We start from the raw sequence: 21,291 nt of genomic DNA, 5'->3' as shown, positions 1-21,291 counted from the left end.
TCAATTAATATCGTTCATTTTGCCGTTGGTGATTCACTTCGTTTTTCCGGCGATACGCGGCGGCCACCGCCTCGGACGAAAAACCGAGCGTCACGCCGAGACGCCAATATTCCGTGAACAGCACATCATAATCTTCCGGCGCTTTCGTCTCCCCAAACCGATCAGCGTGGCGAAACACGGTGAGAAACTGTTCGACAGGCAGCCGCTCAGCCGCCGGGATCTCTCTCTTTTCATAGAAAAATCCGCATTCCAGTCCGAGCGATAATAGAAAATGCAAACCATCCACATACTCCTCGAGCACCCGCTCCATCGGCGCTGGCGGCTTCACGCTCCAAAACTTAAAACAGCGCGTCTCGTTCGCCAGCTCGCCGAGTTCAACGAGAAAGGCGAGCATCTTTCGGCTGAACAAGTTTTCCTGCACGAGACCGTGCTCCGCTTCAATCCGTTCATCCAACGTCCGCTGCATGTCGTAAAGCAAGGTCCAGTTCATTCTCTCCTCCCCTTTCTATTCGATCCACTGCCAATACACTATCAATTCTGCCGCCGCCAACAGCGGCAAGCCGTATCGAAATCGGCGATGGCGCGTTTTGTGGCGAAACGTATACATGCCCATCATGGCTCCGAAAGCGCCGCCCACCCACGCCAGCAGCCAAAGCGTCTGCTCAGCGATGCGGAACCGATGGCGTCTCGCCTTATATTTGTCAAGCCCCATGGCAAAAAAAAGCGAGAAGATTGACGGCTATGGCATATTGTATCATATGGTCCCTCCTTTACTCCATTTTCAATAAAAACGGCCATCCTAGTCGAGGATGGCCATCGTTGTTACTTATTCAAATTTGCCTTCGCCAAGTCAGCGAGCTGGGCAAACGCCGCTTGGTCATTGACTGCCAAGTCGGCGAGCATTTTCCGGTTGACTTCAACGCCAGCCAGTTTCAAGCCGTGCATGAGACGGCTGTAAGACAAGCCGTTTTGGCGGGCGGCCGCGTTGATGCGGGCGATCCACAATTTGCGGAAGTCGCGCTTCCGTTGACGGCGGTCGCGATACGCATACATGAGCGATTTCATCACTTGCTGGTTCGCGACTCGATATAACGCGTGTTTCGCGCCGAAATATCCTTTGGCAAGCTTTAATACTTTTTTGCGACGTCTGCGCGTCACTGGTCCACCTTTTACGCGTGGCATAATCGTTCCCTCCTATAGTCGGTCATTATTTCAAGTTGTCGAGCATTTGGCGGATGCGCTTGAAGTCGCCAGGCGAGACGAGCGTCGCTTTGCGCAGCTGGCGTTTTTGTTTTTTCGTTTTATTGGCAAACAAGTGGCTCGTATACGCATGACCGCGTTTTAATTTGCCGCTCGCCGTTTTTTTGAACCGTTTCGCCGAGCCGCGGTGAGTTTTCATTTTTGGCATCGTAGTTCCTCCTTACTTGTTGTCGTTTTTCGGTGCCAGCACTAAAAACATGTTGCGCCCGTCCATTTTCGGCGCCGTTTCGACGACCGCAATGTCGGCGCACGCTTCGGAGAAGCGGTCAAGGACGCGCTGCCCGATTTCTTTATGGGTGATGGCCCGCCCTTTGAAGCGGATCGTCGCCTTCACCTTATCGCCTTTTTCGAGAAACTTGCGCGCGTTGCGCAGCTTTGTGTTGAAATCGTGCTCCTCGATCGTCGGGCTGAGGCGCACTTCTTTCACATTGATGACTTTTTGCTTTTTGCGCGCTTCTTTTTCTTTCTTTTGCTGCTCGAAGCGGAATTTGCCGTAATCCATGATCCGGCAAACGGGCGGTTTGGCGTTTGGCGCGACAAGCACCAAGTCCAAGTTGCGTCTTGCCGCGATCTCAAGCGCTTCCTGCTTCGACTTGATGCCGAGCTGTTCGCCGTTTTGGTCGATCAAGCGCACTTCCCGGGCACGAATTTGTTCGTTGATGATAAAATCTTTGCTAATAATGAGCCACCTCCAAGGTTTTTTCCGACTGGCTTGTTTGCCGGCAGAATCCCGCTCCTAACGAAAAAGCGCGGATGCATAAAGCACCCGCGCACGACGTTCGAAGAAACCATTGGCGAACCGTAACAACCTGCCAACAGCCGCCCAGGCGCCGGTCAGGTGAGAAGCGGGCGCTTCTGCTTTCGTTACAAACAAGCAATCATTCCACTTTATACACTATACCACCTTGGCGATGGCATGTCAAGGAGCGGTTCTTGATAAACACAACGTCCTTCATTATAACCGAACATCTTTTTGTTGACAAGAGAAAAATGATAATTTTTTATAAAAACGTTTTGCTGTCCTTTTCTTCCTTGTTTTCGATGCAACGGGGCCGTCTTTCCGTGAAAATGCCGGCCTGACGCGGATGTTCATCCCCCGGTTGGAGGGCAGATCACGCTGTCCATGGACCTTTTCTATGAAACAAACGCGGCCCGACAAGCGGGCAGGCCGCCTGCGGGCCATTGTTGGCTCATCGTTCTTTCGCTCGTTTTTGCCGCACTTCTTCTTCTAGGCTAGCGATAAATTCATCTAGCGCGACCGTCCGGCTTTCTTTTTCGCCGTAGCGGCGGACGTTAACCGCCCGCTCGGCCGCTTCTTTGTCGCCGACGACGAGCATGTATGGGATTTTTTGCATTTGCGCTTCGCGGATTTTATAGCCGATTTTTTCGTCGCGCTCGTCGACTTCGACGCGGAAGCCGTTCGCCTGCAGCGCTTGTTTTACTTCATATGCATAATCGAGATGGGCTTCCGGCGACACCGGAATCACTTTCACCTGCACCGGGGCGAGCCACGTCGGGAACGCGCCTTTGTATTCTTCGATCAAGAAGGCGACAAACCGCTCCATCGTCGAAACGACGCCGCGGTGAATGACGACCGGGCGATGCGGCTTGCCGTCTTCGCCGATGTACGTCAAATCAAAGCGCTCCGGCAAGAGGAAGTCAAGCTGTACCGTTGAGAGCGTTTCGTCTTTGCCGAGCGCCGTGCGCACTTGCACATCGAGCTTCGGCCCGTAAAACGCCGCTTCCCCCTCGGCCTCATAGTAGTCGAGCCCAAGCTCGTCCATCGCCTCGCGCAACATGCGCTGCGCCTTTTCCCACATTTCATCGTCGTCGTAATATTTTTCCTTGTCATGCGGATCGCGGTATGACAAACGGAGCGAATATTCGTCGAGCCCAAAGTCTTTGTATACTTCCAAAATCAAGTTGACGACGCGCTTAAACTCGTCTTTGATTTGATCCGGGCGCACGAAAATGTGGGCGTCATTGAGCGTCATGCCGCGGACGCGCTGCAGCCCGGTGAGCGCTCCGGACATTTCGTAGCGGTGCATCGTGCCGAGCTCAGCGATGCGGATCGGCAGCTCGCGATAGCTGTGCAGCTTGCTTTTGTAAATCATCATGTGATGCGGGCAGTTCATCGGCCGCAGCACAAGCTGTTCGTTATCCATTTCCATCGGCGGGAACATGTTTTCTTTGTAATGGTCCCAATGGCCTGATGTTTTGTACAGCTCGACGCTGCCAAGCACCGGCGTGTAGACATGGTCGTACCCGAGCGCCACTTCTTTATCGACGATGTACCGTTCAATGATGCGGCGGATCGTCGCCCCTTTCGGCAGCCAAAGCGGCAGCCCTTGTCCGACTTTTTGCGATGTCGTAAACAGCTCGAGCTCTTTGCCGAGTTTGCGATGGTCGCGCTCTTTCGCCTCTTCAAGCAAGTGCAAATAATGATCCAACTCTTCTTTTTTGAAAAAGGCCGTGCCATAGATGCGCTGCAGCATTTTGTTGCTGCTGTCGCCGCGCCAATAGGCGCCCGAGATGCTAAGCAGCTTAAACTCTTTGATTTTGCCGGTCGACGGCACGTGCACCCCGCGGCAAAGGTCGAAAAACTCGCCTTGCTCGTAAATGGAAATCGTCTCGCCTTCCGGAATGTCGCGGATCAACTCGAGCTTCAAGTCGTCGCCGATTTCCTCATACAGGCGAATGGCCTCATCGCGGCTCACTTCTTTGCGGACGATGTCGAGATTTTCTTTGACAATGTTGCGCATTTCGGCTTCGATTTTTGGAAGGTCATCTGGCGTCAACTTATGCTCCATATCGATATCGTAGTAAAAGCCGTTTTCAATGACCGGGCCGACGCCGAGCTTAACGTTGTCGTACAGCCGCTTGATGGCCTGCGCCATTAAATGGGCGGTGCTATGGCGCAAAATGTCAAGCGCCTCCGGCATGTCTTGGGTAATAATGACGAGCTCGCCGTCTTCGTGAAGCGGCGTGCGCAAATCGACGAATCGGCCGTTCCATTTTCCGGCGATCGCTTTTTTCTTCAGCCCCGGGCTGATCGAGGCGGCGATGTCTTCGGTTGACGTTCCGCTTGGAAACTCCTTTTGCGCTCCGTCGGGGAACGTAATGCGAATGACGTCTGGCATGAAGTTCACTCCTTTGCATTGGTATCAAAATAAAAAAACTCCTCCCTCAAAAAGGGACGAGTTTTCGTCGTGGTTCCACCCTTCTTCCCATGGCAAACCAACGCCATGGCTCAACACCGATAACGGCCGTCCGCCGGCGGCAACTACTGGGCGTAGCGTTCGCTGCCGCAGCTCTGAGGGGGTAAGCGCACTTTTCGTGTTAGGAAGGTTCCAGCCGCTGCCTTCCCTCTCTGGAAACCGTAAAAATGCGCCCATGTCCTCGTCATCGCTTTGTTTTCCTCTTATCTATGACGACATTATAGCGAAAACGGTCGAGAAAATCAACATTCTCCCCCATGCCCGGCATTGGCGGCAAACAACCGGGAAAAGTCGGCGCGGCTGTGGAGACGAAGCCGCTCTTCAAACACGTTTTGGATCGTCTGCACCATGCCGTCATCGGGGTCATCCGTGTACAGTTCAATTTTCGACGGGGCGAGCGAAACGAGCGGCGCCAGCACCGATGAATCGATGTACATCGGCTGGCTGACGACAAGATGGCGGTCGATCATTTGCCTCACTTCTTCCGCGGACAGCTCCCGCCGCTCGCTGTCATAGAACAAAAAGCGAGGCGGATCATGCAGCAAATACAGCCGCGGCCATGCCGGTTTCCTTGCAGCGACGCAATCGCGCAACGTCTGCACAAAGGTTTGGTATTCTTGTTCAAGCTTATATTCATCGATCGCCAGTTCGACATAATGCTGCAACCGCTCCATATACGGTTTCAACCGAAACATCGCAAACGAGGAAAACGAAAACGACAGCTCGTCGCGCAAAAAGGCGCGGAACGCTTCAACCAAAAGCGCCGTTCGCGAAGCGGCAAACGCCGGCCCTCTTCGGTAATCGCGCCGCTCGCCGTCCAAAAACGAATGGGCGAGCGCCAAAATTTGCTGCTGTTCTTCCGGGTCGCGAAAATAAAACCAATCGGAAATCATCGCTAGCATGAACCGATCTTCCATATGTTCGCGCACAAACGCCGTCATCGCGGGGATGATTTGCGTGTCCAGCGCACGCGCTTCCTCGCCTTGTATGTAAACCGCCACCGTTTTCTTTCCGTCATACGCGGCATGAAACAGCGGAGCATCGGCCGGTTTTCGTTCGTTCAGCAGCCAAAACAGTTTTTCCGCCTCGCTTGCCTCGTCAAAATGGATTTCGATCACCCGCTGTCCCCCCTCAGCCTAAAGGAATGCTTGGTTTATATATATGGGGACAACCGGACGTTTAGACTAAAAAAACGCAAAGCGTAGCGGCGTTTCGCCTAGGGGGCGGGTGATTTAGTGCAAAAACGACGGATTCCACTCATTTCTCAATTAGAAAAACCTTGCAGAATCCGCTTTCTCTTCTGAATGAAAATGCCGCCGATCGGGAGTTGACAGTGGTTTTTCACCAGCCTTCTAGGCGCGGCCAGACAAAACATCGGCGTCCTGTTTTCAGGAGCCGATGGCAAAGAGCGGGCAAGGGGCGCGAGAATGCGGTGCGTGCGTTAGCCGTTTTGCTCGCGACGGTTTGGTCCGGTCAGTTCAATCGGGTACGCCAAGTAGCGAATTCGTTCCATGATGCGCGCCGCCTTCACCTTTTCCTCTTCACCGCGCTGGGAATAAGTCAAATGATGGGCCAGCTGCTGCAAATTAAAATTCGACGTAAAAAAGGTCGGCAAGTTTTCAAACATCCGGTATTGCAAAATCGGCCCGAGCACGTCATCGCGCACCCAGCTCGACATCGCCTCAGCGCCAAGGTCATCGAGCATCAAAATCGGCACTTTTTTCACGTAATCGAGCTTTTCGTTCATCGTCTGGTCTTGCAGCGAATGCTTCATCTCGCGAAACAGCTCCGGCACATAGACGATGAGCGACGCGATGTTTCGTTTGGCAAGCTCATTGGCGATCGCCGCAAGCAAGTACGTTTTGCCGACGCCGAACGACCCATGTAAATACAGACCTTTCATTTTTTTTCCCGGCTCGTATTCGGCCACAAACCGCTCGGCAAATCCAATCGCTTTGATCCGGCCGTCATCGCTGAGGTCGACATCGGAGAGCGACGCGCGCAAAATTTCACGCGGCATAAACATGCTTTGGATAAGCGACTCTTGGCGCTTCCGTTCATCATGCTGCACCTTTTTCGGGCAGCGGTCATACTCAATCTCTATTCGGCCGCTGCTGATCACCAAATTCGGCTGATACCCTGGCAACATGTTTGGACATCGCTCCAACCCCGGGCATTGGCGGCAATGCCCGTTCTGCTCGATAAACTCGTACAGCTTCATGAGGCTGCGGTCGACCGCTTCCGCAGACAGCTGCGGTTCGTGCGCCTGCAAAAACGGCTGCACGTCCGGATGCGACAAAATATAGCGCTTCATTTGTTCGTAGCGCTGCTTAAAGCGTTGATTGCCAAGCAGCCGCTGCAATAATTGATTGACTCGTTCCATCGCCTTTCCACCTACGATCCGTCCCGATATTTTTTCAGCCGCTCCTCAATCTCCTTGCGCGCCTGTTCGACATCGAAATCATCGTCTTCCGGCTCGCTGTAATCCATCTTCAGCCAGTCCGGAACCATTTCGGTGCGCACCACTTTCCGCACCGTTTTCGTCCCTTTTTCTTTTTCATTCGCCCAGCTTTGATACGTTTTCGCTTCCTCTTTCGCCAGCTCCATCGCTTCTTTCACCGTCTTCACCTTTTTGCGCGCCCAATGGCTGGCGATCTTTTCTACGTATTTTTTTGACAATTTCATATTCGTCCGCAACATGACATAATAAATGAGCACATTGACGACGCCGGGAAGCAGCTGCTGTTGGAACATAATGTCTTCGATCAGCTGCAAATCGGCCAGCGACGGCTCGGCGCCGCCGGCGATTTCTTTCAGCAGCTGGCGCGGGGAAATCGTTTCGAGCTGTTTCATCAGCTGTTCTTCTTTCGTGCGCGGGTTGGCGTTTTCCATCGTTCGATAAGCAAGCGGCTGCACCCGTTCCACCAGGCGCGGGGAAACGCCGCCATGCTCCAGCTCATACCATTCGCGCGCCGCCTGCCGCAAGGCGTCGATGTCAATATGATACGACGGATCAATGACGCCAAGAACAAGCTTTTGCATCTCAAGCGGCGGAATGCCATACAAAAACGCCAGCTTTTTAATCGCCTCTTTCACTTTTGCTGTCATCGCGCGGCGCGGTACGAGCTGTTTCGACAACCCGGCGAAAAACAACTCAAAATCAAACACCTCGTCATCGAGGGCGTACGATGCCTCCTCGCGCCCGACATGCGCCTTTCCTTCATTCAGTGGCCGCTGTTCTTCGCTGAAACGAGACACCATCCGCTCGGCAGGAACGGCGGCAAACACGTCGGAAAATGAGCGCGTTACCGGGGTGAACCGAGCGACATCCGCCATCGGCCGGGCGAAAAAGTCGCTCAACTGGGCGAACAAATGGCGGCCAACTTGACGCTGCAAAAAGGTGCTCAACATCTCATCGCGAAAAAACTGTTCCGGTGTCATCGGCGGGCGCAGCTCGTAAAGAAACAGCTTCGGCTCATCGTCACCGAAAGTGCGGACATACGTATTCAGCAACCCGATTCCCTCCAGCTTCAACCGTTCGCCGTAGATGTCCGGAAGGCTGCATTGCATAAGCTCCATGAGGCGGCGATGGGTCGCCTCCTGCCCGCCAAGCAGCTCCCAGTCCCCCCAAAGCGTCATATACAAAGCTAGCGCGCGATGGCCGATGAGCGGCTGGTACAACAGCGTCAACACTTGGCGGTCCAGCTCGTGCAGCGCTCCGCGGCTTTGCACGACATACCGGTCAACTGCAATCAGTTCTTTCCAATGATGCCGCATCATCTCAACCTTCCATCTTGCGTGATTCGTTTCAACCCGTCCTCCCCCTTTCGGCAGGGAAAAGGCGTTGAAAAAAGGGCTTGCCGTCCAACGCCAAAGCCCTTTTTACCGCTGTTCTTTTTTGATCAGCTCTTTCAGTTCTTCGATAAACACGTTAATATCCTTGAACTGCCGATAGACGGAAGCGAAGCGGACATAGGCGACCTCATCGATGCGCGACAGCCGCTCCATCACCATTTCCCCGATTGTTTCGCTTTTGACTTCCGACACTCCTTGTTGGCGCAGCTCGCGCTCGATTTCCTGCGTCACCTTTTCCAGCTCCTCGAGCGCCACCGGCCGCTTTTCGCACGCTTTGATCAAGCCGCGCAAAATTTTCTCGCGGCTGAACTCTTCGCGCGTTCCGCCTTTTTTGACGACAATTAGCGGCGGCTCTTCAATTCGTTCAAACGTTGTAAACCGGTAATGACACTGTTCGCATTCGCGCCGGCGCCGGATCGAACGCCCTTCCTCGGCCGGGCGCGAGTCGAGCACGCGCGTACCTTGATGATGGCATGACGGACATCGCATAACATTCACTCCGTTGCTTTTCTTATTATCTATCATACCGGAATGGCGGCAAGCAGACAAGCCATAGTTAGCCGTTCAATCCCGATCCGATATACGGCAAGCGCGCATCGAGCTTCCGGTATAGCTCAAGAATCACCGATCGGCTGCGGCCAAAGTCAAACGGCAATAGGCGCGTGTCTGTTGTCACGGAAAAGTCGACCGCCGTTTCAAACGGGCGCACCGAGATGACTGTCGCGACGATAAACAGCTTTTTTCCGCGCTTCGTTTGCGCACAAATTTCGCCGCGCTCTTCGGAAACGGAAAGAAGTTCAGCCCCGGGCAGCGAGGCGAGCAGCTCTTTGACGGCGGCCATGACAGCGCGGTTCGCCGCTTTGTAATAATGGCTTCTTAGCTCGACGTCTTCATGATTCTCCCTCGTTTCGCAATGGTTCGTCAAGGCGTATTTCCATTTGTTCCACATGCTTATCTGCCACGCTCCCTAGTCCTTAATTTGCTTTCATCATACCATGTTTTTCGCTGCCGCAGCACGGTGAAAAATAGAAAAAGGAGCGTTCTGTGTACGCTCCTTTTCTGCCGTTCGTGCTGTCCGTTACAGCGCTTGCGCTTTTTTCACTTCAATCGGGCGCATGCCGCGCGGAAGTTCGATCGTCTCCCGCGTTTGCGCACCGAGCTTTTCAGCGATATAGTCGGCGGCAATCGTCGGATCGAGATGGCCGCATGTATACACATCAATGCTCGCATAGCCGTGTTCGGGAAACGTATGAATCGTCAAATGCGATTCCGAGATAATGACGACTCCACTTACCCCTTGTGGAGCGAATTTGTGGAACGCTACTTCGCGAATTTCCGCTCCCGATTTCAACGCGGCGTCAACGAACGTTTTCTCGATAAAGTCCATATCATTCAGTTTGTCAAAGTCGCATCCCCAAAGTTCCGAGATAACGTGACGACCCATCGTGTCCATGCAAAAATCCCCCTTTTAACCAATTTTCTCAAAGAAAAAAATAGAAGAACAGCTGCAAAATGGCATGTATAACTACCACGGGGGAAAGTTAGTCCTAAGAGGTCCTAACCCTTTAAGTAGTCACATTACCTTTGCCGTTAAGAAGTTCACGAGACATAGTATACTTTGTTTAGGGGGGTTTTGCAACAGACTTTTTTATTTTTTTTGCCTGCCGAAAAGAAAAAGCGCCCGCGCCTGTTCGGCGCCCTGGTCAATACCGCGCCGCAAAACAGACGGGCGCTTTCCGCCCTTCTTGGCAGCGAGCGAAGACGGTGTCACGCGTTGACTTGGAGACTCTCCTTCATTTTTGCCGCGACAAGTTGAGCAAGATCGACAACGCGGCAGGAATAGCCCCACTCATTGTCATACCAAGCGAGCACTTTCACTTTCCGTCCTTCCATCACCATCGTCGATAAGCCATCGATGATCGCCGAATGAGGATTCGTATTGAAATCAATCGAGACAAGCGGCTCCATCGTAAAGTCCAAAATTCCTTTCAGCGGCCCACGAGCGGCGCGGATGAACGCTTCGTTCACCTCATCGGCGGTCACCTCGCGCTTCACATCGACCACTAAGTCAACGAGGGAAACGTTCGGCGTCGGAACGCGGAGCGCCATGCCATGGAGCTTCCCTTTTAAATGCGGCAGCACCAGTCCAAGCGCTTTTGCCGCTCCGGTTGTCGTCGGGATGATCGATTGCGCGCACGAACGAGCGCGGCGCAAGTCTTTGTGCGGATTGTCGATGTTTTTTTGGTCGTTCGTATACGCGTGAACGGTTGTCATCAGCCCGTTTTCAATGCCAAAGGCTTCATCAAGCACTTTGACGACCGGCGCCAAGCAGTTGGTCGTGCACGATGCGTTAGAAATGATGAAATGGCGGTCAATATCGAGCACGTGTTCATTGACACCGACAACGATTGTCACATCTTCGTTTTTCCCAGGCGCTGTTAAAATGACGCGCTTCGCCCCCGCTTCTAGGTGAAGGCTAGCTTTTTCACGATCATTGAATTTGCCGGTCGCCTCAATGACGATATCAATATCCATCTCGTTCCATGGCAACCATTTCGGGTCGCGCGAGTTCAACAGCTTTACTTTTTTGCCATTGACCAACAGCCCGTCTTCCAAAGCGACTACCTCACCTTGGAATTGGCCATGGTTGGAATCGTATTTCACTAAATGGGCTAACGTTTCCGGCGGGTAGCTGGCGTTCACCGCCACGATATCAAGGTCTGAACAGCCGATGGCGCGGCGGAACACCATCCGTCCGATTCGCCCGAATCCGTTAATCGCCACTTTCGCCTTCATTCGCTTTGTTCCCCTCTCATATATGTTATACTATTTGTTTAAATTCCTATAAATAGTATATCATATTTTTCAAGATCGTGGAGAACAAAATAACAAAAAAGCAATAAAAAAGACGCCTATTTTTCCAAGGCGCCCCATGTTTCCAAAACGGCCAGCAGCTGCCGGCGCGTCTCCTCGATCGTTCCGTTATTGTCCAGAACCGCATCGGCTCGCTTTACTTTTTCCGCCAGCGGCCATTGGGCGCGAATGCGGGCGAGCGCTTCCTCTTTCGTAAATCCGTTTCGCGCCATCAGCCGGCGAAGCTGCGTCTCTTCATCAACGAAAACGACCAGCACTTTATCTACCCAATCGGTCAATCCGCTTTCAAATAGCAGCGGAATATCAAGCACGATCGTTTTCGCCCCGGCGCGAACGAGCTCCTCCTTTTCCGCCAGCATACGGCGGCGCACGGCGGGATGAACGATGGCGTTGAGTTTCGTCCGCTCGGCTTCATCGCTGAAGACGATCGCCCCCAGTTTCGCGCGATCAATGTCCCCATTTTTTTGCAAAATGCCCGGACCGAAGGCGGCAACGATTTGCCGATAGGCGTCTTCTTCCGGCCGTACGACCGCACGCGCCGCTTCGTCCGCGTCAATGACCGGAAGCCCGAGTTGGCGCATCATGGCGCTGACCGTGCTTTTGCCGCTGGCGATTCCCCCAGTCAGCCCGATCGTGAGTACCATCGCTTGTCTCCTTTCCCATCGGTCGCCTACCGCTGGCAGCGCGGGCAATAGTGCGTCCCGCGGCCAGCGACGACCGTTTTTTCAATCAACGTTCCGCATTGTTTGCACGGCTCCCCTTTGCGCCCATAGACGGACAGATGATGTTGGAAAGTCCCTTCTTTCCCTTGCGTGTTGACATACGTGCGCACCGTGCTTCCTCCTCTCATCACCGCCTCACCGATGGTCGCGACCATGTGCTCATGGAGCCGGCGAATGTCTTCGTCCGTCAAGGAAGCGGCCGGGCGGTCCGGAAGAATGCCGGCCCGAAACAGCGCTTCATCGACATAAATGTTGCCAAATCCGGCCACAACCGTTTGATCGAGCAGCAGCGCCTTGACCGTCCGCTTCGTTTTCGCGGCTTGTTGGGCCAACACCGCCGGGGAAAATGCCGGTGAGAGCGGCTCCGGCCCCAACTGGTCAAGCGGAGGACGGCGGTCGGCTTCTTCTTTGCGGTAAACGTGCATCGTGCCGAACTTACGCACATCGCGGTAACGGAGTTCGCTGCCATCGGTGAAGGAAAATACGACATGCGTGTGCGGCGCGAGCGGATCGTGGGCGCTAGCGACCGTATAGCGGCCTTCCATGCGCAAATGGGAGATGAGCACATCCTCATCAAGCAAAAACTTCAAAAACTTTCCGCGCCGCTCAATGCCGCGCACCGTCTGGCCAGCCAGCCGGTCGGCAAACGCTTGCGGGTCGTGCGGATGGCGAATGATCTTCGGCCAAAACACGCGCACCGCCGCGATCGTTTTGCCGGAAACGAGCGGCAAGAGCGTGCGCCGGATCGTTTCCACTTCAGGCAGTTCAGGCATAGGAAATCCCTCCTTTCCTCTGTTGTCGATCCGCCCGTGCGGCTTCCGGCATCGGCGCCTTTAAGACCGGGCGTTATTTCGCATCATACCATGTCGGTCCGTAATGATAATCGACTTTCAGTGGCACGCGGAGCGTGACGGCTTGCTCCATCACTTCCGGCACGATTCGGCACAGCCGCTCTATTTCGTCACTAGGCGCCTCCAAAATGAGCTCGTCGTGCACTTGCAGCAACAGGCGCGCCTGCAGCCGCTCTTCCTTCAGGCGCGCGCTCAAATCGATCATCGCCTTTTTAATGATGTCAGCGGCGCTGCCTTGGATCGGCGTATTCATCGCCGTCCGCTCGGCAAAGCTGCGGACGTTGAAGTTGCGGCTCGTGATGTCCGGCAAATAGCGGCGCCGATGCAAAAGCGTGGTGACATATCCTTTCTGTTTCGCCTCTTGCACGATCGTTTCCATATACCGCTTGACGCCCGGGAAGCTGGCAAAATAGCGTTCGATAAACTCGGCGGCCTCTTTGCGCGTAATGTTTAAGTTTTGCGCCAATCCGTAATCGCTGATCCCATAGACGATGCCAAAGTTGACGGCCTTCGCTTGCCGGCGCATGTTGGGGGTGACGTCCTCTTCCTTGACGTGAAAAATGTCCATAGCCGTTTTCGTATGAATGTCCAAATCTTGGCGAAACGCTTCAATTAAATTGTCATCTTCGGCGATATGGGCCAACACGCGCAGTTCGATTTGCGAATAGTCAGCGGCAAACATGAGCCAGCCAGGCTCGGACGGCACGAACGCTTGCCGGATTTTCCGCCCTTCTTCCAGCCGAATCGGAATGTTTTGCAAGTTCGGCTCCGTCGAGCTGAGGCGACCGGTTTGCGTCAACGCTTGATTGAAGATCGTATGCACTTTCTTCGTATCCGGGCGCACGACCTTCAACAACCCTTCGACATATGTCGACTGCAGCTTGCCTAGTTGGCGGTAGTGCAAAATATTCTCCACAATCTCGTGATGGGGCGCAAGCTTTTCCAGCACGTCCGCCGATGTCGAATAGCCGGTCTTCGTTTTTTTCAACACAGGCAGTTGCAGCTTTTCAAATAAAATGACACCGAGCTGTTTCGGCGAATTGATATTGAATTCTTGGCCGGCCAGTTCGTAAATGCGCCGTTCGGCCGCGCGCAGCTGCTCGGCGAGTTCCTGCCCCATCTGGTTCAGGCGCTCGGTGTCCACTTTCACCCCGGTGAATTCCATATCGGCCAAAATCGCCGCTAACGGCTGCTCAAGCGCCATCAACAGCTCGTCCTGCTCGTTGCGGCGCAGGTCATCCATCATTGGCCGCTCGAGCGCCCAAATCGCCGCCGCCTTGCGGACGAGATGCTCGGCGAGTGCCGGCTCGTCCGGAACAGACCGTTTCGCCCCTTTGCCGTAGACCGCTTCATCGGACCGCACGGCCTCGTATTGTTTCATTTTGGCCACCGCCGCGACATCGCTAGCATCTTGTCCAGGGTTGAGCAAATACGCCGCCAGCAGCAAATCAAACGAGACGCCGCGCAGGTCGATCCCCTTCCATCGTAAAGCGACCATCGCCCGCTTCGAGTCAAACATGCTTTTTTTCTTCGTCTCATCGGCAAGCCAAGCGCGAAACTGCGGGTCAGCCAGCGCCGCCTCCGAAGGCAGGAAAAACCGCCCGCGTTCCGAGACAACAGCAATGCCGACGATCGGCGCGTCATGATAGTTGTCTTCCACGACTTCAACGACCAAGGCCGCCTTGTCAGCGAGCATCTCTTCCGTCACGCGCTCCGCCATGGTGAAGTCGATGTGGGCAAGCGGCTCGCTCTCTTCCGCCCTCGGCCCTTCCATCTTCTCAAGGAGCGACTGAAACCCGAGCTCTTTAAACAAAGCGATCACGCTCTCCCAGTCTTCGCCTTCGTAGGCCGTATCCTCAAGCGACAGGGCGATCGGAGCGTCGCGGCAAATGCCCGCCAGCCGTTTGCTTAGGAGGGCGGTATCGCGATGTTGACGCAGCGTTTCTTTCAGCTTTTCCCCTTGGATTTCATCAATGGAGTCGAGCACATTTTCGACTGTCCCGAACTGCTTTAACAACTTGACCGCCGTTTTTTCGCCGATGCCGGGCACGCCAGGGATGTTGTCCGATTTATCCCCCATCAGTCCTTTTAAGTCAACGATTTGCTCGGGAGCGAGCCCGTATTTTTCGCGAATCGTTTCCGGCGTGTACGATTCCATCTCGGTGATCCCTTTTTTCGTGATTTCCACCGTCACATGGGGGGAGGCGAGTTGGGTCAAATCCCGGTCTCCGGAGATGACTTTCACCTCAAACCCGGCCTGCTCAGCGCGGGCGGCGAGCGTTCCGATAATGTCGTCCGCTTCGTAGTTGTCAAGTTCGTAAGCTGGAATGCGATAGGCGTTCAACAGCTCGCGCAGCAGCGGAAACTGCTCGGACAATTCCGGGGGCGTCTGCTGGCGCCCGCCTTTATACTCGCGAAACACTTCATGACGAAACGTCGTTTTGCCCGCATCAAACGCCACTAACAAATGGGTGGGCGCCTCTTCCGCCACGATTTTGCGCAGCATCATGGCAAATCCGTAGACCGCATTCGTATGAACACCTTTGTCGTTATGCAAAAGCGGCAGCGCAAAAAAAGCGCGATAGGCCACACTGTTGCCGTCAATCAAGACCAGTTTTTTCTTCAACCCCATCCCTCCTCGGATGCTTCTTGTTTTTATTGTATCATGCGGCGGCGTTCCAGAAACATCGCCTCGCTGCTCCAGCCCCCAAAGCGGTGCTGAAGGGCCGTCTCAGCCCGAATGGACTCGCCCTCCCCCAACCCGCCAGCGATGAAAAAAGCCGGCTACCGCTCCGGCTTGGGAAAGTGAATCGTAAACACCGTGCCGCGCCCGACTTCGCTTTCCACGGTGATGGAGCCGTGATGGGCTTCGACGAGATGCTTGACGATCGAAAGGCCCAGCCCGGTCCCGCCCGAATCGCGGCTGCGCGCTTTATCGACGCGGTAAAAGCGCTCAAAGATGCGAGGAATCTCCTTTTTCTCAATGCCGATGCCGGTATCTTTGACGCGCAGCCACACTTCCTGCGCCGTCTCCCCGGCGTCGACGGTGACTTGCCCTTGTTCGGGCGTATAGGCGATGGCGTTGGCCAACAAGTTAAGCAAAATTTGCTTCAGCCGGTTTCGATCACCGCGAATGACCAGATCCGGCGGCGCCTTGACTTGCAAAGCGATTCGCTTGGCCGCCGCCCGCTGGCGGAACACCGCTGCCGCTTCCTCCATGATCTCGGCCGCGTTCACTTCCTCCCACTGAAGCTGAAAGCCTTGCTGCTCGATTTTCGATAAATCAAGAAGCTCTTCGACGAGCGTTTGCAGCCGTTCGCTTTCTTTTAAAATAATGGCCAAAAAGTGCTCGAGCGCCTGCTCATCTTTCATCGCTCCATCCAACAGCGTTTCGGCAAACCCTTTAATCGATGTCACCGGCGTTTTCAGTTCATGCGAGACGTTGGCGACAAAATCTTTGCGGATTTGCTCGAGCCGCTTCAGTTCGGTAATGTCATGGAAGACGACGACAATCCCTTTCCACTCAGCGCCTTTTCCGATAATCGGGGCGCCGTAGACGTCAAAGTGCTTTCGCTCAATCCCGACCGTCAGCCGCATATGGCGGCGCATCGCCGCCTCGGTCATGAAAATCTCGTCGATCAAGCGGACGATGTCGCGGTGCGGGAGCACATCGGCATACGGGCGATACAAGGCGTCGGACGGATCGATGTGAAATTGGGACTGAAAGGCGCGGTTGATGAGAAACACATGGCCGCGGTGATCGATGAACAGAAGGCCGCTGCCGACGTTTTCAATGAGCGTATGAAGGCGATCGGTCTGAATTTCCCGCGCCCGGCTCATTTCTTGCAAATGGCGAGCGAGCCGGTTGATGGAACGGACCAACATGCCGGCTTCTTTATATTCGCCATCGGGCACCCGGGCGGCGTAATTGCCTTTTTCCAGCTCAAACGCCACCTTGGTCGCCTCTTCAATCGGTCTCATATATTGATTGGCGATTTTCCAGCCAAGGGCGATGATGACAACGAGCGCCATGCCAAGGCTGCTGATGAGAACCCCCCAAATCCGCTCGTTCACCGCTTTGAGCGAGCTCGTCGGTGTGCTGACGACGACGTATCCGTCCTGTCCGCTTGGCCCATACGGAACAAGGCAGTAGTACACATCGTCCGTTTTTTCAATCACCGAAAAGCGCGCGGACGTTGTCGTCGGCAAAATGGAGCGGATGATGCGCGCGTGGTCCTTGTCGCTGATCGCCGCGATGCGCCCGCTGTCAAACCGCACCCGCCCATCGCGATCGAGCACGGTGATGCGCGAGGACAGCTCGTCCCCCATTTCTTGCAAATCGGTGCGAATGCGCTCAAGCGGTTCATTTTCCAGCAAAATGGCGAGCGCTTTCGCCTCCTTTTCCATCCGCTTATTGATCGTCTCGGTATAAAACTCTTTCAGCAGCTGACCAAGCAAAAAGCCGAGGGCGATCAACACGGCCGCAATCAGCGCCACAAGCCAGAAAAGAAGCCGGGAGCGAAGGCTACTCATGCCGTTTGGGCTCCTCCAGTTTGTATCCGAGGCCGCGCACCGTTTTGATGTACGCCGGCTTTTTCGTATCGTCTTCGATCTTGTCGCGCAAGTGGCTGATATGGACGTCAACGATGCGCGTATCACCAGCGAAATCGTAATTCCAAACCGCGCTGAGCAACTGGTCGCGCGTCAGCACCCTTCCTTTATGACGGCCCAAATAAAGAAGCAATTCAAACTCTTTCGGCGTCAACTCGAGCGGTCTGCCGCCCACCGTCGCTTCGTAGCGGTCCGGGAAAATTTCCAACTGCCCGATGACAAGCCGTTCGCCTAACTCAGCCGCCGGTTGAGAAAGCTCGGTGCGGCGCAAAATCGCCTTCACCCGCGCGACGACCTCGCGCGGGCTGAACGGCTTCGTCATATAGTCATCGGCGCCCAGCTCCAACCCGAGCACTTTATCAAACTCATCATCGCGAGCCGTCAACATTAAAATCGGCGTCATGATTTGCCGCTGGCGAAGCCGCTTGCACACTTCAACGCCGTCCAGCTTCGGCAGCATCAAATCGAGGATCATCAGCGCCGGCTGTTCACGCTCCACTTTATCTAGCGCCTCTTCGCCATCATAGGCGGCGGCCACTTGAAAACCGGCCTTCTCCAAATTGTAGGTCAACAACGTCACAATCGGCTGCTCATCGTCAACAACCAAAATTTTCTTACTCATTCCGCTCCTCCCATTCGCCAGTCATTCTATTTGTATCATACCATACTTTCCGCTTTCGTTCGGCAAAAAAAGAAAGAGGGGGTCGCAAACTGCGGCAAGACCCCCTCTTTTTCGCTATAAAAACAGACGTTCTCCGTTCATAACCGCCCGGCTGCCCGAAAGCAGCCCCCTTTCGCATCCGTCCCGCGCCCATCTCGCCTCCCCTGTTCCATCTTCCCGTCCAAGTGAGCGCTGCTCTTTCAGCCTAAAAATTTTCAAGCGCACGGCTGTCCAAACGTGGCAACGTATGCGGCGGACAGGCGGACAGCTCGCCGGTGAGCACCATTTCCGCCCCGCGCGTCGCCGTCACCGCCAACGTGACGCAATGGCTTTCTTCATCCACGTCAGTCACTTCCAGCAAAAATTCAAGCGTTTCATAATGATACACTGGCCGGAGAAAGCGAATATCATTCCTTGTAATATAACTGCCCGGGCCTGGCAAATATTTCGACACCGCCGATGTGATCATTCCCATCAGCATGATCGGCGGAACGACCGGCTTGCCAAACGGCGTTTGCGAAGCGTAATCGTGCTGAATGTAGAGCGGGTTGGCATCGTAGGTCAACCCGAGGTAAAGCAGCAAATCTTTGTCTTCGATGGCCGCTTGGAACACAAGTTTTTCCCCAACTTGAATTTCTCCGATTCGTCTCCCCAGCTTTCGCTTTTTCAACATAGTTCCACCCCTTTGTTGCTCCTGATCCTCATGGTCTGCGGTCGTCACTAGCGGCGCCAAGCGCTGTTTTCGCACCCTAAATCAGAAAGCGCTTTCAAAAAGCGGCGGCAAAAATCCGGGCCAAGCCCGAATTTTTGCATCGTACTATTCGAGCACGCGCATGACGTTTTTCACCGACTCGACCGACTTGGCGAGCGCTGCTTTTTCCTCTTCCGTCAGCTCGAGCTCGATCACTTTCTCAATGCCGTTGCCGCCCAAGATCGTCGGCACACCCAAATAAATGCCTTCGTATCCGTATTCGCCTTCGAGGTAGGCGATCGCCGGCAAAATGCGGCGCTGGTCTTTCAAAATCGCCTCGACCATTTCAACAAGCGAAGCGGCCGGCGCGTAGTAGGCGCTGCCGTTGCCGAGCAAATTGACGATTTCCCCGCCGCCTTTGCGCGTCCGCTCAACGATGGCGTCCAAACGGTCTTTCGGAATCAGCTTTTCGAGCGGGATGCCGCCGGCGTACGAATAGCGGACGAGCGGCACCATGTCGTCGCCATGGCCGCCGAGCACAAACCCGGTGACATCCTTCACCGAAATGTTCAGCTCCTGGGCGACGAACGTGCGGAAACGCGCCGTATCGAGGACGCCCGATTGGCCGATGACCCGGTTTTTCGGGAAGCCGGATTCCTTGAAGACGGTGTACGTCATCGCATCGACCGGGTTCGTCAAGACAATGATGTAGCAGTTCGGCGAGTATTTGACGACTTCTTTCGTCACTTGCTTCATAATTTTCTGGTTCGTCGTCACCAAATCGTCGCGGCTCATGCCCGGCTTGCGAGCGATGCCGGCCGTAATGACGACGATGTCGGAGTCCGCCGTATCGGCGTAGTCCGATGTGCCGACGATGTTGGCGTCAAACCCGAGCACCGGGCTCGACTCGAGCATGTCGAGCGCCTTTCCTTTCGTCGGGTTTTCGAGCTGCGGAATGTCGACGAGCACGACGTCGCCGAGCTCTTTTTGCGCCAGCAGGAACGCCGTTGTCGCCCCCGTGAATCCAGCGCCGATCACCGAGATTTTTTTCCGCTTCATCGCCATCGTTTGCCATCCCTTTCTTTTAAGGTTGGTGATTAGATCAAAAGAAACGAGGGAAATGCTAGATTGTTCAAATCGACAAACTTGGATAAAACGTGGTTTTGTATTCCTTCCCACTGCATCGATTTTCCAACTATACTCTTCTCTCGTCGTTGATCGGCTATTTTTCCAACATTAGTCCATATTGCGGATGAGCGCATCAGCGAATTCCGAACATTTCACTTCGGTTGCCCCTTCCATCAGGCGGGCAAAGTCATACGTCACGATTTTCGCGGCGATCGTTTTTTCCATCGCTTTGATGATCAATTGCGCCGCTTCGTTCCAGCCGAGATGCTCAAACATCATGACGCCGGACAAAATGACGGACGACGGATTGACTTTGTCAAGCCCGGCGTATTTCGGCGCCGTGCCGTGCGTCGCTTCGAAGATGGCGTGACCGGTTTCGTAGTTGATGTTTGCCCCCGGCGCGATGCCGATGCCGCCGACTTGAGCCGCGAGCGCGTCGGAAATGTAGTCGCCGTTTAAGTTCATCGTCGCGATGACGTCAAACTCGCGCGGGCGCGTTAAGATTTGCTGTAAGAAAATGTCGGCGATCACATCTTTGATGATGACTTTTCCGGCCGCTTCTGCTTCGGCCAGCGCTTTGTTCGCCGCTTCTTTGCCTTCCGCTTCGACGATGCGGTCGTATTGCGCCCATGTGAACACTTTGTCGGCAAACTCTTCCTCAGCGAGTTCATAGCCCCAGTTTTTAAACGCGCCTTCAGTGAATTTCATAATGTTTCCTTTATGAACGAGCGTCACCGATTTGCGGCCATGTTCGATCGCATAGTTGATCGCCGCGCGCACAAGCCGTTTCGTTCCTTGTTCGGAAATCGGCTTAATGCCGATGCCGGACGTTTCCGGGAAGCGGATTTTGCGCACGCCCATCTCGTTTTGCAAAAAGTCGATCACTTTTTTCACTTCCGGCGTGCCTTTGGCATATTCAATGCCGGCGTAAATGTCTTCCGTGTTTTCGCGGAAAATGACCATATCGGTGTCTTCCGGGCGTTTCACCGGCGACGGAACGCCTTGGAAGTAGCGAACCGGCCGCAGGCAGACGAACAAGTCAAGCTCTTGACGAAGCGCGACGTTCAGCGAGCGGATGCCTCCGCCAACCGGCGTTGTCAGCGGCCCTTTAATGGCGATTATGTATTCGCGGATCGTCTCGAGCGTTTCATCCGGAAGCCAGCTGCCCGTCAGTTTGTATGCTTTCTCGCCGGCGAGCACTTCCTTCCAGACGATTTTTTTCTCGCCTTTGTACGCTTTTTCCACCGCAGCCTCGAGCACGCGCGAAGCGGCCGCCCAAATGTCCGGGCCGGTTCCGTCCCCTTCAATGAACGGGATGATCGGATTGTTTGGAACGTTGAGCACACCATTGGTGACAGTAATTTTTTCCCCTTGCGTCACGAGTCAAACCCCCAATGCCATGGTTTTTATTTTGCAAAGG

The 21,291-nt window shown here is 54.5% G+C and carries 20 protein-coding genes, 1 pseudogene and 1 other annotated feature; all 21 genes and pseudogenes read right to left on the bottom strand.

Features of this window, described 5'->3' with window-relative positions; all coding sequences use genetic code 11:
* Nucleotides 1-4: 4 nt before the first annotated feature.
* Complete coding sequence (locus NST29_RS04625; RefSeq protein ID WP_033019449.1) at nt 5-490, bottom strand: dUTP diphosphatase; 486 nt, start codon at nt 488-490, stop codon at nt 5-7.
* Nucleotides 491-505: 15 nt separating this feature from the next.
* Nucleotides 506-758 (bottom strand): annotated as a pseudogene (locus NST29_RS04620) (DUF1294 domain-containing protein).
* Nucleotides 759-822: 64 nt separating this feature from the next.
* On the bottom strand, nt 823-1,182 hold the full coding sequence (gene rplT, locus NST29_RS04615) for a 50S ribosomal protein L20 (protein ID WP_011887944.1): 360 nt from the start codon (nt 1,180-1,182) through the stop codon (nt 823-825).
* A gap of 25 nt (nt 1,183-1,207) precedes the next feature.
* A complete protein-coding gene (gene rpmI / locus NST29_RS04610) occupies nt 1,208-1,408 on the bottom strand; it encodes a 50S ribosomal protein L35 (RefSeq protein WP_025949458.1) in 201 nt (66 codons plus the stop codon).
* 12 nt (nt 1,409-1,420) lie between these two features.
* The gene (gene infC / locus NST29_RS04605; protein WP_074044349.1) at nt 1,421-1,942 is read right to left on the bottom strand and encodes a translation initiation factor IF-3; all 522 of its coding nucleotides are present in this window, start codon (nt 1,940-1,942) and stop codon (nt 1,421-1,423) included.
* Between the two features lie 53 nt (nt 1,943-1,995).
* Nucleotides 1,996-2,127: a sequence feature (ribosomal protein L20 leader region), on the bottom strand.
* 323 nt (nt 2,128-2,450) lie between these two features.
* On the bottom strand, nt 2,451-4,400 hold the full coding sequence (gene thrS / locus NST29_RS04600) for a threonine--tRNA ligase (protein ID WP_033019450.1): 1,950 nt from the start codon (nt 4,398-4,400) through the stop codon (nt 2,451-2,453).
* 320 nt (nt 4,401-4,720) lie between these two features.
* Nucleotides 4,721-5,596: a putative sporulation protein YtxC gene (gene ytxC, locus NST29_RS04595; protein ID WP_033019452.1), complete on the bottom strand. Its 876-nt coding sequence runs from the start codon at nt 5,594-5,596 to the stop codon at nt 4,721-4,723.
* 323 nt (nt 5,597-5,919) lie between these two features.
* On the bottom strand, nt 5,920-6,861 hold the full coding sequence (dnaI, locus tag NST29_RS04590) for a primosomal protein DnaI (protein WP_033019454.1): 942 nt from the start codon (nt 6,859-6,861) through the stop codon (nt 5,920-5,922).
* Nucleotides 6,862-6,872: 11 nt separating this feature from the next.
* A complete protein-coding gene (locus tag NST29_RS04585; protein ID WP_033019530.1) occupies nt 6,873-8,255 on the bottom strand; it encodes a DnaD domain protein in 1,383 nt (460 codons plus the stop codon).
* A gap of 105 nt (nt 8,256-8,360) precedes the next feature.
* Nucleotides 8,361-8,822, bottom strand: coding sequence for a transcriptional regulator NrdR (gene nrdR, locus NST29_RS04580; protein WP_033019455.1), 462 nt, complete (start codon nt 8,820-8,822; stop codon nt 8,361-8,363).
* 67 nt (nt 8,823-8,889) lie between these two features.
* A complete protein-coding gene (locus tag NST29_RS04575; RefSeq protein ID WP_033019456.1) occupies nt 8,890-9,288 on the bottom strand; it encodes a hypothetical protein in 399 nt (132 codons plus the stop codon).
* Between the two features lie 123 nt (nt 9,289-9,411).
* Entirely contained in the window at nt 9,412-9,786 is a 375-nt protein-coding gene (gene speD / locus NST29_RS04570) for an adenosylmethionine decarboxylase (protein ID WP_033019460.1), read from the bottom strand.
* 314 nt (nt 9,787-10,100) lie between these two features.
* Entirely contained in the window at nt 10,101-11,129 is a 1,029-nt protein-coding gene (locus NST29_RS04565) for a glyceraldehyde-3-phosphate dehydrogenase (protein WP_033019462.1), read from the bottom strand.
* Between the two features lie 116 nt (nt 11,130-11,245).
* A complete protein-coding gene (gene coaE, locus NST29_RS04560; protein WP_033019465.1) occupies nt 11,246-11,851 on the bottom strand; it encodes a dephospho-CoA kinase in 606 nt (201 codons plus the stop codon).
* Nucleotides 11,852-11,877: 26 nt separating this feature from the next.
* Nucleotides 11,878-12,702, bottom strand: coding sequence for a DNA-formamidopyrimidine glycosylase (gene mutM / locus NST29_RS04555; RefSeq protein ID WP_033019468.1), 825 nt, complete (start codon nt 12,700-12,702; stop codon nt 11,878-11,880).
* A gap of 73 nt (nt 12,703-12,775) precedes the next feature.
* Nucleotides 12,776-15,412, bottom strand: coding sequence for a DNA polymerase I (polA, locus tag NST29_RS04550; protein ID WP_033019470.1), 2,637 nt, complete (start codon nt 15,410-15,412; stop codon nt 12,776-12,778).
* A 152-nt stretch (nt 15,413-15,564) separates the two neighbouring features.
* Nucleotides 15,565-17,313, bottom strand: a complete 1,749-nt coding sequence (locus tag NST29_RS04545; protein WP_033019472.1) for an ATP-binding protein — start codon at nt 17,311-17,313, stop codon at nt 15,565-15,567.
* Nucleotides 17,306-18,013, bottom strand: a complete 708-nt coding sequence (locus NST29_RS04540; RefSeq protein ID WP_033019474.1) for a response regulator transcription factor — start codon at nt 18,011-18,013, stop codon at nt 17,306-17,308. The genes NST29_RS04545 and NST29_RS04540 overlap by 8 nt, the downstream gene beginning before the upstream one ends.
* Before the next feature lie 244 nt (nt 18,014-18,257).
* Complete coding sequence (locus NST29_RS04535) at nt 18,258-18,725, bottom strand: MaoC/PaaZ C-terminal domain-containing protein (RefSeq protein ID WP_033019476.1); 468 nt, start codon at nt 18,723-18,725, stop codon at nt 18,258-18,260.
* A gap of 144 nt (nt 18,726-18,869) precedes the next feature.
* Complete coding sequence (gene mdh / locus NST29_RS04530; RefSeq protein WP_033019478.1) at nt 18,870-19,808, bottom strand: malate dehydrogenase; 939 nt, start codon at nt 19,806-19,808, stop codon at nt 18,870-18,872.
* Nucleotides 19,809-19,979: 171 nt separating this feature from the next.
* On the bottom strand, nt 19,980-21,251 hold the full coding sequence (gene icd / locus NST29_RS04525; protein ID WP_033019480.1) for an NADP-dependent isocitrate dehydrogenase: 1,272 nt from the start codon (nt 21,249-21,251) through the stop codon (nt 19,980-19,982).
* Nucleotides 21,252-21,291: the final 40 nt, after the last annotated feature.

Source organism: Geobacillus sp. FSL W8-0026 (assembly GCF_037966255.1).
GTDB lineage: Bacteria > Bacillota > Bacilli > Bacillales > Anoxybacillaceae > Geobacillus > Geobacillus icigianus.
Note: the sequence above shows the minus strand (reverse complement) of the source record. Positions and strands in the feature narration are given on the sequence as shown.

Excerpts from the sequence above, each read along its gene's own strand:
- mdh (WP_033019478.1), bottom strand. The coding sequence starts at position 19,808 with ATGGCGATGAAGCGGAAAAAAATCTCGGTGATCGGCGCTGGATTCACG.
- polA (WP_033019470.1), bottom strand. The coding sequence starts at position 15,412 with ATGGGGTTGAAGAAAAAACTGGTCTTGATTGACGGCAACAGTGTGGCC.
- NST29_RS04585 (WP_033019530.1), bottom strand. The coding sequence starts at position 8,255 with ATGCGGCATCATTGGAAAGAACTGATTGCAGTTGACCGGTATGTCGTG.
- NST29_RS04625 (WP_033019449.1), bottom strand. The coding sequence starts at position 490 with ATGAACTGGACCTTGCTTTACGACATGCAGCGGACGTTGGATGAACGG.
- rpmI (WP_025949458.1), bottom strand. The coding sequence starts at position 1,408 with ATGCCAAAAATGAAAACTCACCGCGGCTCGGCGAAACGGTTCAAAAAA.
- thrS (WP_033019450.1), bottom strand. The coding sequence starts at position 4,400 with ATGCCAGACGTCATTCGCATTACGTTCCCCGACGGAGCGCAAAAGGAG.
- nrdR (WP_033019455.1), bottom strand. The coding sequence starts at position 8,822 with ATGCGATGTCCGTCATGCCATCATCAAGGTACGCGCGTGCTCGACTCG.
- NST29_RS04540 (WP_033019474.1), bottom strand. The coding sequence starts at position 18,013 with ATGAGTAAGAAAATTTTGGTTGTTGACGATGAGCAGCCGATTGTGACG.
- NST29_RS04535 (WP_033019476.1), bottom strand. The coding sequence starts at position 18,725 with ATGTTGAAAAAGCGAAAGCTGGGGAGACGAATCGGAGAAATTCAAGTT.
- rplT (WP_011887944.1), bottom strand. The coding sequence starts at position 1,182 with ATGCCACGCGTAAAAGGTGGACCAGTGACGCGCAGACGTCGCAAAAAA.
- dnaI (WP_033019454.1), bottom strand. The coding sequence starts at position 6,861 with ATGGAACGAGTCAATCAATTATTGCAGCGGCTGCTTGGCAATCAACGC.
- coaE (WP_033019465.1), bottom strand. The coding sequence starts at position 11,851 with ATGGTACTCACGATCGGGCTGACTGGGGGAATCGCCAGCGGCAAAAGC.
- speD (WP_033019460.1), bottom strand. The coding sequence starts at position 9,786 with ATGGACACGATGGGTCGTCACGTTATCTCGGAACTTTGGGGATGCGAC.
- NST29_RS04545 (WP_033019472.1), bottom strand. The coding sequence starts at position 17,313 with ATGAGTAGCCTTCGCTCCCGGCTTCTTTTCTGGCTTGTGGCGCTGATT.
- mutM (WP_033019468.1), bottom strand. The coding sequence starts at position 12,702 with ATGCCTGAACTGCCTGAAGTGGAAACGATCCGGCGCACGCTCTTGCCG.
- NST29_RS04565 (WP_033019462.1), bottom strand. The coding sequence starts at position 11,129 with ATGAAGGCGAAAGTGGCGATTAACGGATTCGGGCGAATCGGACGGATG.